The following is a 14,004-nucleotide window of genomic DNA, read 5'->3' as shown; positions in this document are numbered from 1 at the left end:
TTGTTTATCATTTTGTTGCTTTAAGTAAAGCTTTCGGGCTTTCCCAACAATAAGTATGACATGCGACTTGTGAGCCACAAGGGGCCCTCCAAATAAAGTCGCCATCATCTTGCCCATTCAATGATTGATAGAATGCTTTAGCAGGGTCATTCCCCTTCAATACTTCTAAATAGATCCCCGAATCAGCAAAATGCTTTTGTGCCCAAGTTGCCGCTTCTGCTAGTAAAGCTTTTCCGTATCCTTTACCACGCTGATCTTTATGTACATGCAAGTTATCAATCATCGTACCTTGGTCAAAACTATGATTACCATATAAGCAAACAAAACCACACAAGGCTCCTGCTTCTTCTAACACCAATACCCCTTGATTAAGTGGTGGTTGAGTTAAACGAGTTTGCCACATCGCCATGTGCTCATCTTCCACTCGGTTTTCCAAATAGTCATCATCTAAAAGACCTTGGTAGACTTGCTGCCAACTCGTGGCATGTAATTTGGCTATTTTAGAATAATCCTGAAATTCCGCTTCTCTAACGAACATCCTTGCTCCTTGAGTTTATGTATTACATTATTGTTTTCTCTAATGTATCGAAAAACCAACCAAAGATTGCACTTTTTTACGGATAAATAACAGAATATATGAAGGTGGTAGCAAAGGTAGGTGATATAAAACTCAAAAAGCCAACAGATTACTCTATTGGCCTTTATCTACGAGTGAAAACAGAGGTTTAACTTACCTCAATTAGCTTAGCTACGCTTTGGTTGAGTGTACGTTTTGCCAGCTGCGGCATAAGTTTCTTTCGTTTTTACATCGAACATAATATCGAAGAACCACGCAACGAAACGAATAATATCATCGCCTTCATTCATAATATGCTCAACGTACTCTTGCTCAACGCCGTTATCATCTTCTTGAGTCGTTACATGATAAATACGGTTCTCACCTTCCACTTCTGCTAGTGCAAATTGACCTGATAGCGATTTAGCGGCATCGGCCACGTTGCTGTCGCTGTTCATTTGCAAGAATTTAAGCGCAGTCGGTACTGAATCTAGAGTACATAGGGTTTTTACGAGTGTTTCGAAATCACTTTGTTGCATGTTCTATTAGCCTTGTATTTAGGTCTTTCACTCTTAATCGAGCATCTTGAGGCGGATTCTACACTATACCCAAGTGACTTGGATATATTTCTACGTTGATCAGCAATACAAAGCACAAAGAAATGAATCCTACTTAGTAGTATTCCGTAGAATGCGTAAAAAAGAAAAACCCCGACACTTTCGTATCGGGGTTATAGTCTTACTCGCAGCATTCCTGCTACTATCTATGCTCCATGCATCGAATCCATGATAGTGCTTATCCTAAGCTCATTCCTGCATCGCCTTCCTAACGGTGTCCTTACGCAAATCCTTGCTGCTAATCGTTCCTAATTAGCGCTCATCACTTGTTCCTTGAGCGGTGTTCCTTCCTCAAACTAGAGGTGTCCATTTATCCGTTTCAGCCGCATCCTGCCGCTTAATTTAATCCGTCAAATGTCCTTTGCTTCCTGCTGACCGTTATCCTAACCGTCAAACTTCATCCTGAATAAAACCGTCTTGGTTTTTCTTAAATCCTATGTCGTTTCCTTCCGACACCGATAAGACTACGCTTCTGTTGAGATTCCTCAAGAGACCTAATTCAAAGTTTTTGCTCTTTCTCTAAACAAAAAACACTACAAAACAAAAAAGCCAACTATAACAACAAGTTAAAATTGGCCTTTTCTGATTTTTAGATTGAATAACCGTGATAACTCACATAGCTTGTAAGTGATCTCGCACACGGCCAATCCTATATTTTACTGGGCTTAATTCGCTTTAAAATTACTGCCATTGTTTTTAGGATTACGCTGTGGCGATGCACCTGCTGGCTTACGGTTTGCAGCGGGTTTAGGGCGCGCATTGGCTTGTGGCTTTGCCGCTCCGTCAGTAGATGCTGTAGCCGGTTTTGCATTGCCCGCATGACGACGATTTTTGCTTACTGGTTTATGACCACGGGCATTTTCACCTGAACGTTGACCATCATTATGTTGGAAAGTCTTTTTCGGCTTCTTAGGTTTTTTCGGTTTGATTGGACGAGTATCTAATCTCGATTCCGGCAATTTATTGACTACAGGGAAACCTTCAAGTTCCATACGCGGTAATACTTGCTTGATTAGGCGCTCGATCGAGAATAAGTCATGGGCTTCATCAACACATACTAAAGAAATTGCTTTACCAGTTGCACCCGCACGGCCAGTACGGCCAATACGGTGTACATAGTCTTCAGAGACATGCGGCAAATCAAAGTTCACAACTTGTGGCAATTGCGCGATATCAATACCACGAGCAGCGATATCCGTCGCCACTAAAACGCGTACTTCACCCGTTTTAAAGTTCTCAAGTGCTTTGGTTCGTGCACCTTGGCTTTTATTGCCATGAATGGCGGCCGAAGTCACACCCTTTTCATCTAAGAAACGGCTTAAACGGTTAGCGCCATGTTTGGTTTTACTAAATACCAACACTTGCTGCCAATCATTATCTTGGATCAGTTTAAGCAACATTGGTGCTTTCTTCTTTTGATCCGCAGGATAAATACATTGCTCAACCGTGGTTGCGGTTTGGTTAGCTGGGTTAACCGAAATTTCTACTGGGTTATTCACCAAGCCTTTGGCAAGTTGACGGATCTCATCAGAGAAAGTTGCAGAGAATAATAAATTCTGACGCTTCGCGGGTAAGAAAGACAAGATTTTACGGATATCACGAATAAATCCCATGTCCAGCATACGGTCGGCTTCATCTAATACTAAGACTTCCAATTGAGAAAAACGTACTGCATTTTGATTATATAAATCTAATAGACGACCAGGAGTTGAGACGAGTACATCCACACCTTGTCTTAGTCGCATCATTTGTGGGTTAATTTTTACACCACCAAATACAACCGTTGAGGTTAAGCGAGTATTTTGGCTGTATTGCTCAACATTCTTATGCACCTGAGCCGCTAACTCACGAGTAGGCGTTAAGATTAATGCGCGAACTTGGTTTGGTTTAACACGATCACCCGCTAATAAACGCTCAAGAATTGGCAATGTGAAACCAGCCGTTTTACCCGTACCGGTTTGCGCGGCGGCCATCACATCTTGACCTTCGATAACCGCAGGAATAGCTTTCGCTTGAATTGGTGAAGGTGTCGTATAGCCTTGTTCTTCCACCGCTTTAAGTAAAGGGGCAGAAAGTCCTAAAGAGGAAAAACTCATAAATATTGATCTCGATAAATAGAAAAGCCAATTGGCTTAGAGGTATGAATATCAATATCTTTGTATACCTTATATTTACTTGTTGTAGTGACAAGGTATATGAGAATCTACTCTGCTTTCAGGATTGGTGTCGCTGGAAGTGATATTAATAATCTTGATTGAGCGGCTATTCTGACCGCTTTATCTAAAAGCAGCAACAAATATCGTGACTTTTATCACAGATATACCCAAATGACCTCAAGATGCAAAATTCAGAGCTATCATCCAAGCCTTTAGGCAAGGAAGATTTATGCGGAATGTAAGCACCTTTCAATTAAATCTGACGTAGACTAAGGGCTTGGATGAAGTTCCCGAAGGGCAAGTTAAAACAAGCTTCATGCTGCGTTAAATTGAACAGAGATAAAATAACTATGATCATCTTCAATTTGCCTTGCCTAAAACTTGTTTTAATCTTGCTGAAACTCGCATCTTGAGGTTACTTGGGTATAGTTAGCACCACTTCTCATTTGCATAGAAATCGACCACTCTATTATCAATGGCTATACTTGTACTCTTTATGCGTAACTTTATCCCCAAAAATTGCCGTTTCCCTATTTCACTTTAATTAGAAAGTCGGTATTCTTGCCGCCATTGAATAAATCATGGATTGATAGTGAATAGTTATGCGATGGATTGCGCAATTTTTAAGCATTGTCATTTGAGAGCATAATGAAAGATTCTTCAAAACCAACGGATAACGCCAAGGTAGAAAAAACAAACTACCCACTAAAAACTTACCTTACTTTTATCATTCCATCTTTGATCGGTTTGTTTTTATTCATGGCACCGTTGAGCTATCAAGGCTCATACACAATTCCAGTCGCAATCTTAGCAAAATCTTTACAAGCAGCATTAGCCAATAGCATCGTTCCTATTATTACTCTGGTTATTGCGTTTATGGCTATCGCAACCATTCTCTATAAACTAATCCAGCCTGCGTTTATTAAAAATAATGCCTTTTTACATACGCTAATGACGCCATCTTTAATATGGTTTGTGGTACGTGTTTTGGGTGGTATTGCTGCGGTTATGGCGTTCTATCATGTTGGCCCAGAAATGGTATGGGAAGAAAATACCGGTGGAATGGTATTAAACGGTCTATTACCAACATTATTCTGCGTATTCATTTTCGCCGGTATGCTATTGCCACTTTTACTTAACTTCGGTTTGTTAGAACTATTCGGTACGCTATTGAGTAAAGTAATGCGCCCTATTTTCAATCTACCGGGGCGTTCTGCTATCGACTGTATGGCTTCTTGGCTCGGTGACGGTTCTGTTGGTATCTTACTGACCAGCAAGCAATATGAAGATAAATTTTATACGCAACGCGAAGCGGCAATTGTTGGTACTACCTTCTCTGCAGTATCCATCACTTTCAGCTTAGTGGTTATCGCACAGGTTAATCTTGAGCACTTATTTATTCCATTTTATGGCGCCGTTTGTTTAGCCGGTTTAGTCGCTGCAATTATTTTACCGCGCATTCCACCACTGCGTTGGAAAAAAGACACGTTCATTGATGGCTCTGTACCAGATATGAAAGCGGATGATTTACCAGAAGGACACACTAACTTCTCTTGGGGAATGCACTTAGCACTAACTAAAGCCGATAATGTTGGTGATTTCCATAAAGTACTCATTGAAGGTGTGAAGAATGCCGTTGATATGGTGTTTGGTGTTTTACCAGTTGTGATGGCACTTGGTACCGGCGCTTTAATCATTGCAGAGCACAGCTCACTGTTCGAGATTTTAGGTCAGCCTTTCATTCCATACTTAAAACTACTCGGGCTTCCTGAGGCCGTTGAAGCATCACAAACGATTGTGGTTGGATTTGCGGATATGTTCATCCCAGCAATCTTAGCTGCACCAATCCATAGCGATATGACCCGCTTTGTAATTGCAGCGATGTCGGTCACTCAGCTAATTTACATGTCTGAAGTGGGCGCTCTTCTACTCGGTAGTAAGATCCCAGTAACGCTATTAGAACTATTCGTGATCTTTATTTTACGCACCCTCATTACTCTACCGGTGATTGTTGGCGTTGCGCATTTGATTTTTTAATAGTTCGACTAATCTTACAAACTAAGCTCACAAGATTAGGCACAACAGACAATCACCCAAAGCAAGAAAGCCTGTATAAATTAATTATGCAGGCTTTCATTTTTATTTAATTTTACTTATTTGAAGATCGATTATTTAATCTGAACAGTGGTTACTTAACTTCTAAGCTATCCACATCGATAGTTAAGCTGTTCCAATCTTTATCCACTTCACCACGCAGTACTACGGTATGATCAGTGGTAACGGTGCGGCCGTGCCATTTGTCGTTATCAATTTCTACGGTGATTTCGCCAGTTGAATCAGCAAAAATATAGTCCTCATCACCTAGAGAGCTTTTAATTTTACCGGTTAGCACAACCTTAGTATCATCGCTAGCATCTTTTGCTTCTTTAATCGTTTCAATGATTGCAGTGCCATGACGTGGGCCATCAAAACCACCTTGAGTTGATGTCTGCGTTTTCGCCGCAGGTGCAGGAGATACCACTTCGGCCATCGTAATAGAAGGAACTGACATTAATGCTGCAAGCGAAATTGTTAATAGTGTTTTGTTCATGATTTTTATCCTTATTATTGTAAATTTTCGCTAGCCTGTTGGCTGTATATTGCGTCGATGTGAAACAGTATATTCAGCCAAGTGTGAAAAAAACGTGAAAAACCAATACGCCCTAAAATACAAAAACCTTCGACACTAGGTATGCCTAATATTGTGATGTCAGCTAGTAAACACTACTATCGCCTTAAATAACTTACCGTCATTTTCAGTATCAAACTGCCAATTCATTCGATTGCATACTCGTTCGATAATCACCAAACCGCAGCCATAACCGGAATTGTGCATGTCGTTACCATCATGCTGATTAGTGACGGTTAAAGTTTTATTCGTTAACTCAATGACAATATCATTGATGCTATAACTAAAGGCATTCTTTAATAAGTTTGCCATAACAATATCAATAAAGCTTGATGGCGCATCTACCGCCCCCGGATCCACTTCTTTCAACTGATAGGTGGCATCTTGTTTTGCGAAATGCTCAGACATGTTTTCTAACACAGTATGAATATGCTCAGAAAGTGACTCACGGCTAATATGGTGCGCTTCAATGTCTTCTTTACCTAGCAACAAAAATGCCTCAGTTAAAATCTGCATTTGATTACCGGCATACTCAATACGATTAACGGCCTTAGTTGCTACACGAGGCATATCAGGCACTTTACGTAATAACTCTGTCGAACCTTTGATCACCATAATTGGCGTACGCAGTTCATGTGAAGCAAAGCGGCTAAACTCTTGCTCACGTTGAAAGTAAGAAGTAATTTTGGCTTTATTATCTAATAGCGTATATTCGATACTTTGCGTTTCTTTATATGGTGTATCGACTTTAAAGTCAGGCTTATCCGGTGACATTGACTCAATCTTTTCTTCAATTTGAATCAATGGCCTTGAGAGCAAGCGTACGAAATACAAGCCATAGGCCATCACTGCCATTAGAAAAACGGTACCGACTAAAAAGGTAACAAGATGAAGGTTATCTTCGTATTCATCTAGATAATCATCGGCATCATCTTGGAAAACCACATATAACCAACCACTACCTGATGGATGTTTAGTGACTAAAAAGTGTTTGTCTTCAGGGCCGAGTTGCTCTTCAAAAAAGCCTGGTGTTTGATAAGGTTCTAACCATTCAGGATATTCTTCTTTTGACCAGTAGGTATCAAGTTCTTGAGGATCAGGTTTCGCGGCTTTAAAACCATAACGTCGATAGTTTTTTAAGTATTCTCGGGTTTCTGTTGATAACCTATGTTCAAGGCTAATGACTTCTAGTCGATCTTGAGCAAAATAAATAAGTCCCCAAAATAACAAGAACATCACGCTAGTAAGCACGATAAACGTCATACGAATCTTTTTGAAAAAACTTGGGGCGTTAGTCATCTTTTAATCGATACCCTTGACCATGTAGCGTTTCTAGTCGACTTGATTCAAAGCCTTTATCAAGCGCACTTCTCAAACCATAAATATGACTACGTAATGAATCACTTGATGGACTTTTTTCTCCCCATACCTCATTGATCACCGCATCCTTAGAGACTACCGCAGGTGCATTTTTGAGTAGTAACTTAAAGATAGTACGCTGAATTTTACTTAATTTAATGAGTTGTCCAGAACGAGTGACTTCATTAGTTTGTAAGTTCATGGATAAATCGGCAAAACTTAAATTACCGACATCGAGCCTTGGTCCACGACGATGTAGCGCATGCAAACGTAGGCACAGCTCCTCCATTGCAAAAGGCTTATTTAAGAAGTCATCACCACCAGAGTTAAACGCTTCAATTTTATCATTTAATGTATCTTTGGCAGTTAAAAACAAAATCGGCGTGTTGCAGAATAATTCTTCACGTAGCTTTTTAACCGCACTAATGCCATCCATCTTCGGCATCATGATGTCCATAATGATCACGTCATAATGATTCTCTACAATAAGCTTTAATGCACTTTCTCCGTGATAAGCACAGTCAGCGACGATACCTTCAAGTTCTAAATAGTCCATTATCGTTTCAACAACACTATGCGTATCATCCACAATTAATACTTTCATGACCTTACAAACCTTCCTCTGACTTTATTTATTTTTTCTTCACGTTTGCTTTACGTTTAGCCGATTAAGATACCTACAAATCAATCATTACTACAATACAAATATAAAAAATAAGGTTTATTATGAAAAAGTCTATTTTATGCTTATCAATCGCAACTCTTCTCTCTGCTTGTGGCGGTGGTTCATCAAGTGACAGCAATAATAACACCAACACAACGTCTACCCCTTCACAACTTAATGGCATGGCCACTCAAGTTACTGATACCCATGTCACCATCAATGATTACAAATTAAATGCTCAATCAGCTGAAATCAGCTACGACGACCAAATCATGACGATGCAAGATATTCAGGAAGGTATGCGTATTGAAGTCGAAACCGACCGTTCGGGTAATGCTGAAGAGATTGAAATCGACCCAAATCTTGTCGGTATCATTTCATCTGTCACTGCTGACTCAATTGTGGTCAATGGTGTTACTGTTTCCACTACAGATGTCGCAACAGCATTTACTAAAGGCAACTGGGTATTCGCAAATGGTTACTTCAATGACTCTGGTGAATGGCAATCTGAAGGTGTTTTTTCTGTAACACCGATGCATGAGGCTGAAATTGAGGGCATGGTATCTCAATTAACTGATCACAGTTTCTTTATTGGTCCGACGGAAATTGATTACAGTACAGCTCATGTTGATTTAGATGATGGACAAGCAATTGCTAATGGTGATTGGGTTGAAGTAGAAGGCCGTATGGATGGTACTGTTTTTGTTGCATCTGAAGTAGAAATTGAAAATGATGATCAATACAGTGATATGGAACTAGAAGGCACGATCACTTGGGTAAACAATGAACAAACATCAATCGAACTCAACGGCCGTACTAGCATTACGATCACTACCAACACGGTATTTGATGATGGAAAACAGACAGACCTTATCGAAGGTGCTCGCATTGAAGCTGATTTAATTAGTGGGACTTCGGGCTTAGAAGCGACAAAAATTGAATTTGAAGATGGCTCTGGCTCTCAAACCCAATCTAGTGTTAAGTTTGCACTTTCTGGCACTGCCACGTTAATCACTAATAGCACTTTTTCAATTAATGGTTATGAATTTAATACTGACAACCGTACTAAATTCGAAGACCGTTTAACCATGGCAACCATTGATAATACAGACATTGAAATTGAAGGTGTTGAGTTAACGGATTCGAACAGTAATACAATTTATCTAGTCAAGGAAGTGGAAGCACTAGAAACCAATGATAATGATATTGACCTAGAAGGACTTATTGAGAATGGCATGCTTTGGGGCTATAGCAGTGATAGTTCATATGGTCACGATGGCTCTCGCACTGATGTTGAGTGTACTTTAGTTCACATAAATACTGAAGTTTCTAACTGTCGTGTAGACGACTAAAAGCTCAACTGAACCTTACCAAAATACCAAACTAAAATGGCGCTTAGCAGTTAATCCAAGCCAAGCGCCATTTTTATTTAATTTTATTTAGTATTTATAACTTCTGTAATTCAGCCTTTAACTCTTCAAGCTCTTGCTTATCTTCAGCAATTTTTTGTTTATACTTTTCGACTTTATCAAGCTCCTCGTCTTGAATCGCTTCAGCTAAATCATCTTGATGTTCTGCCAAGTCATCCATTACATTGTCAATGTCATCTTGCAGATCGTCTTTTAATCCATCTACCGTACAGTGATCTTTCACTTCCGTTAACGCTTTTTGTAAACCGGCTTCTTTATTCGAATTATTGTGCTGTTTGGCCAATTCTATTTGTTTTTCAATCTGACAAACTTTTGCTTCACAACCAGATAAACCACTGCACTCTTGTGCAGCCACTGAACCAAAAGACATTAACGCAGCAAAAACTGACATTGCGACAGTAATACGTTTCATAATGTTATCCATAAAATATATATCAAGAAAAAACTATAGCTCATAGTGTTGTTTTATTGACATCAAAATGTCAATTTATTTTATATGGTTATTAATACAAGCACTCACTTATTACCGTCCGGTAGTTGCTCGCATTGCGTCAATACACCTAATTATTTTGAAAGGCTTAACATGCTGTCATCATACTGGCGACCATTTGATGTGCGCTTTTTGGCATTGGTTTTATTTCACTTAAGTATTCGTGTATTTCTTTTGGGGTCAATGTACACCCACGATCAGTAAAGTGCATAATTTTATAAGTAGTGGCGATTTTAGAAATAGTGAACTCATCACGGCCGGGTGAAAACGGAGAGAACATCCAACGTAAATTCGCAACTTGTTCTTGAGTTGCATATTCTTCTTTTGGTTTGAACTGGTAGACGTTTGTCATCATGCTGATCCTTATATCTCTTTTCTCACTGCATAAAAGACCGCAGTGATCTTGCTGTTTATCACTTACCTATAGGCTTATAGTGGTTAGGGTTCAGCGTATCCTGAACAGTATCTTAATGACCTTACCACATAACACTGTTTAAATATACAGTGTTATTTTGCTGTTTGTCTAATATTATTTATCTAGAAAAAACACGATGAATTTCAGAGTAAACTCTGCCACCATTTTCGATTTTCAGACGTAAAAAAGGCCACTTAAATAAGCGGCCATTTCAGAAGAGTTTTATTAATTTACCGGTAGAGCTGATTCACGTCTGTAAATCTTACTGTTGAAAAAACCATAAGTTGATATCTTAGATTTATTTTATTTCAATAACTTACAAAAAAGCAACCATATATTGATATCACTAAAAACAACCATAAGTTGATATTTTTGTGAGATGGTAAATTGGTACTCAAGCATTCTGTAAGAAAATTTCTTACACAAGAATGGTACGAGAGGAGTAAAGTATCATACCAAACAGTCAAGTAACCCTGCTTGAACCGTTTGAGATTAAACGTGACCAACAATAATGATTCATATTAATTGCTACTACCAAGTCTGAATCAAACTACAACTGAGTCTTAAGTATCATACTCGTGTAACTCACTTTTGGACAAAAGTTTGTTAGAGTTTCTACTTAAATTAGCAAAATATAAATAACTTCTACTATGGAAAACTTACTTCAGTCAATGTCCAATGCTAGTAGTTCACATCAGAGTTCAGGCAAGTAGTAACTCTAAAACTAAATATAGTGAATCCTGTTATGCATAGTTAAAATACTTAATGAGTGTTTGTATCGAAAAATAGTATGACTCTCGCCACTTTCATTTTTTAACTTAATCCTAACGTTTAATCTTCAGTACACTTAGATATGAATACGCCACACATGACGTGACAATAAGGCTTAAACCTAATATTTGATGGCTAGTAAATCGTTCATCAAAGAATAGAAATTGCATTAATGCTGAGATCAAGATGTTCAAATAGAAAATTGGAGCGAGCTCAGCTGTCGAAATAGCTTTACGATAGGCGCTAGTTCTGAATAGCTGAGTTCCGATACTCAACCCTCCCATGACTGCTATTAAAATTACGTAAGGAAACAGGCTGATAGGCAAAATTGAAGTACTGCTATCCACCATCAAAAAAGAAACAGGGAGAACAAGGATAGAGGCAACAAGAAAGCTAATCCCATTAATCATTAATGAGTGGGCCTTGATCTTACTTGCGCGATACATAGATACTTGAGAGCAAGCATTAAAAAAACCGGCCAAAAGTCCGAATCCCATTCCCCATTGAAAATCAAATTCTTCTAAGATGCCCGACTGGATAATTAATCCAGTGAATGATACTAAAAGTGTCAAAATAACAGGTAATGATAACTTCACACCATAAAGAACACGTTCAATTAGCGGAATAAATAGCGGACCGGTACTGAACAGCACTGCGAGTTCAATAAGACTCAAATTAACTAAAGCGGAAAAAAAACAGAATTGAGTAAGTGCAATAAACACAGAGCGGCGGCTAATGACTAAAGTCTCTCGTAAACAAGGAACTGAAGCTTTTACCCATAAAGCCGCAACAAGCATAATAGAAGCCGGAATAAATAGCCTAGCAATTAACAATACATTGATAGGCACAATTTCTTCGAGGTACTTAGCGACAAAGCCACTCAAAGATAGACACAGTGTCGATAAAATCATTAACAACAAGGGTGGCATATTGATAAAACTCACAAAAAAAGGCGGTATCAAACCACCTTATAGAATTTAAACACCTTTATTCCTGAGTATGGCAATATTTTCCTCGGATAAATAAGACACACAGCTCGATTGAAGAAGGAAATAGAGTTTTGCGGTTTCTTCAAGTTCTTCAGCATTATCTGCAGCATCTAACAAGTCTTTTCCAGTAACTACTGGGCCATGGTTCGCAAGTAAGTATGCGCGATGATATGGAGCAAGTTTTGCCAACTCTTCACCAATTTTCTTATCACCAGGATTTAAATATTCCACAACAGGTAAACTACCAACCCTCATGACAAAGTAAGGAGTGAACGGTTTAATCGCGTTATCAGTATTTAATCCTTCCTGACAGGACAGTGCCGTCAAGTACGTTGAGTGTAAATGTACAATCGAATTCGCTTCCGGACGATGTTTGTACACCTCAATGTGAAATGAAACTTCTTTGGACGGTTTATCACCCGAAAGATGCTCTCCGTCCAATGTCACAATAGATAGACGCTCAGGGTCCAGTCGGCCAAACGAAGATCCGGTTGGAGTCGCTAATATTTTATTTTGGTTGATCTTCACTGAAATATTGCCAGCACCACCCGTTGCGTATCCGCGATCAAACATAGACTTTGCGAGTGAGACGAGCTGTAAACGTTGTTCATATTCCGTCATAGTAAAATATCCTGTGCTTGCTTGAAGAAATCTTTATTACCGAAATTGCCTGATTTTAAAGCAATATTGATATTGCCGTCCAAACTTGAGACCCACGGCACCCCTGGAGCAATTTCAATTCCAACCTTGAACTTGTTAATATCTAGAGCCTGAGTTACTGTACCTGAGGTCTCACCTCCAGCACTGATGAAGTTCTGATAACCATGCTTGTGAAGCTTTATAACAAGTTGATGAAATAATGCTTCTACTTTGTCAGATACCCCAGATCCGTGACGACTCTGAATTTCCCTCAATTCTTCGCTACCAACAGTCGCGTAAACCATAGGGTAATACAGTTGCTCAGTTTGACTGAGAATCCATTCCTCAATCGCGTCAGCATAATTGTCATCTTGAATACAGCGGTCGACATCGACTTTATAACTTTCTGCAAGTTTCTGATAAGCTGCTACTTGTTGATTAGTCATAACCGAGCATGAACCTGAAAGTACAACGCCTGTATTTTTTCTCTTTGGAACACACCAACCAGTATCTTTCTCTAAAGAACCCCCTCCTTGTAATCCCGCTAGGGCTCCAGCAAGTCCAGAACCGCCAGTCACCAAACGATGTTTCTTACAAAGCTCGGCAATTATGTTCAAATCTCTGTCATTCAAAGCATCACAAACGATACATGAGTATCCTTGAGTCGATAATGATTCAAGGACAGACGATGCATATTCTTCGCCTTCCTGAATACTTTGCCAATTGAGCAACCCTGTCTTTTGGCCCGTTTGCAAGGTCATTAAACGCATGATATTGGAATCTTTCATAGGTGTTATCGGATGATTTTTCATCCCAGATTCATTTAAGAGATGTTGATAAACAAAAAGATTACCTTGATAAACTGTTCTCCCATTTACGGGTAACGCAGGGCAAAGTATCGTACTTTTCACACCTAATTTTTCCATCAATGCTTGTGTTACAGGGCCTATATTTCCTTCAGAAGTACTGTCAAACGTAGAACAATATTTAAAGTAGATCTGCTGACATCCCTGCTTCAATAACCAATCACAGGCCAGCAATGATTGTGATATAGCCAAAGCCTTCTCGCATGAGCGAGTTTTTAAGCTGACCACAATTGCCTCTGCTTCAGGAAGTGGGTCATTGTTAGGTTCAACACCTGACACTTGTAAAACAGATAAGCCATTTTTTACTATGAAACTTGCTGCATCTGTAGCACCAGTAAAATCATCGGCAATCACTCCAATTTTCATTGTTATCTCCCCCTTTCA

General features: G+C 39.3%; 13 protein-coding genes. 2 read left to right on the top strand and 11 right to left on the bottom strand.

The window, feature by feature from the left end:
• Positions 1 to 7: 7 nt before the first annotated feature.
• From QQJ93_RS03720 to QQJ93_RS03710, 3 genes are all read right to left on the bottom strand, one after another.
• Complete coding sequence (locus tag QQJ93_RS03720; protein WP_089124151.1) at positions 8 to 538, bottom strand: GNAT family N-acetyltransferase; 531 nt, start codon at positions 536 to 538, stop codon at positions 8 to 10.
• A gap of 206 nt (positions 539 to 744) precedes the next feature.
• Positions 745 to 1,095, bottom strand: coding sequence for a hypothetical protein (locus QQJ93_RS03715; protein ID WP_089124150.1), 351 nt, complete (start codon positions 1,093 to 1,095; stop codon positions 745 to 747).
• A 743-nt stretch (positions 1,096 to 1,838) separates the two neighbouring features.
• Positions 1,839 to 3,269, bottom strand: coding sequence for a DEAD/DEAH box helicase (locus QQJ93_RS03710; protein WP_089124149.1), 1,431 nt, complete (start codon positions 3,267 to 3,269; stop codon positions 1,839 to 1,841).
• A 708-nt stretch (positions 3,270 to 3,977) separates the two neighbouring features.
• On the opposite strand from QQJ93_RS03710, the gene QQJ93_RS03705 reads away from it, so the two are divergent.
• A complete protein-coding gene (locus QQJ93_RS03705; RefSeq protein ID WP_089124148.1) occupies positions 3,978 to 5,366 on the top strand; it encodes a YjiH family protein in 1,389 nt (462 codons plus the stop codon).
• Positions 5,367 to 5,517: 151 nt separating this feature from the next.
• Here the strand turns inward: QQJ93_RS03705 and QQJ93_RS03700 are convergent, their stop codons facing one another.
• The 3 genes from QQJ93_RS03700 to QQJ93_RS03690 all read right to left on the bottom strand — a co-directional run bounded on the left by QQJ93_RS03700 (position 5,518) and on the right by QQJ93_RS03690 (position 7,960).
• The gene (locus QQJ93_RS03700) at positions 5,518 to 5,919 is read right to left on the bottom strand and encodes a YgiW/YdeI family stress tolerance OB fold protein (RefSeq protein ID WP_089124147.1); all 402 of its coding nucleotides are present in this window, start codon (positions 5,917 to 5,919) and stop codon (positions 5,518 to 5,520) included.
• Between the two features lie 159 nt (positions 5,920 to 6,078).
• Positions 6,079 to 7,260, bottom strand: a complete 1,182-nt coding sequence (locus tag QQJ93_RS03695; protein ID WP_284186030.1) for a sensor histidine kinase — start codon at positions 7,258 to 7,260, stop codon at positions 6,079 to 6,081.
• Positions 7,261 to 7,288: 28 nt separating this feature from the next.
• Positions 7,289 to 7,960 (bottom strand): response regulator transcription factor, encoded by a 672-nt coding sequence (locus QQJ93_RS03690; protein WP_089124145.1) that lies wholly within the window; start codon positions 7,958 to 7,960, stop codon positions 7,289 to 7,291.
• 122 nt (positions 7,961 to 8,082) lie between these two features.
• Between QQJ93_RS03690 and QQJ93_RS03685 the strand changes: the two genes are divergently transcribed.
• Positions 8,083 to 9,372 (top strand): DUF5666 domain-containing protein, encoded by a 1,290-nt coding sequence (locus QQJ93_RS03685; RefSeq protein ID WP_089124144.1) that lies wholly within the window; start codon positions 8,083 to 8,085, stop codon positions 9,370 to 9,372.
• 94 nt (positions 9,373 to 9,466) lie between these two features.
• Here the strand turns inward: QQJ93_RS03685 and QQJ93_RS03680 are convergent, their stop codons facing one another.
• From QQJ93_RS03680 to otnK, 5 genes are all read right to left on the bottom strand, one after another.
• Positions 9,467 to 9,862, bottom strand: a complete 396-nt coding sequence (locus QQJ93_RS03680) for a DUF1090 domain-containing protein (RefSeq protein ID WP_160117506.1) — start codon at positions 9,860 to 9,862, stop codon at positions 9,467 to 9,469.
• A 166-nt stretch (positions 9,863 to 10,028) separates the two neighbouring features.
• On the bottom strand, positions 10,029 to 10,295 hold the full coding sequence (locus QQJ93_RS03675) for a hypothetical protein (protein WP_119297246.1): 267 nt from the start codon (positions 10,293 to 10,295) through the stop codon (positions 10,029 to 10,031).
• A gap of 884 nt (positions 10,296 to 11,179) precedes the next feature.
• Positions 11,180 to 12,055, bottom strand: a complete 876-nt coding sequence (locus QQJ93_RS03670) for a DMT family transporter (protein ID WP_089124141.1) — start codon at positions 12,053 to 12,055, stop codon at positions 11,180 to 11,182.
• Positions 12,056 to 12,103: 48 nt separating this feature from the next.
• On the bottom strand, positions 12,104 to 12,736 hold the full coding sequence (otnC, locus tag QQJ93_RS03665) for a 3-oxo-tetronate 4-phosphate decarboxylase (RefSeq protein WP_089124140.1): 633 nt from the start codon (positions 12,734 to 12,736) through the stop codon (positions 12,104 to 12,106).
• The gene (gene otnK, locus QQJ93_RS03660; protein ID WP_089124139.1) at positions 12,733 to 13,986 is read right to left on the bottom strand and encodes a 3-oxo-tetronate kinase; all 1,254 of its coding nucleotides are present in this window, start codon (positions 13,984 to 13,986) and stop codon (positions 12,733 to 12,735) included. Before otnK ends, otnC begins: the two co-directional genes overlap by 4 nt.
• Between the last annotated feature and the right edge of the window lie 18 nt (positions 13,987 to 14,004).

This window comes from Vibrio algivorus (assembly GCF_030161215.1).
GTDB classification, from domain to species: domain Bacteria; phylum Pseudomonadota; class Gammaproteobacteria; order Enterobacterales; family Vibrionaceae; genus Vibrio; species Vibrio algivorus.
This window is presented reverse-complemented; position numbering and strand designations above follow the sequence as displayed.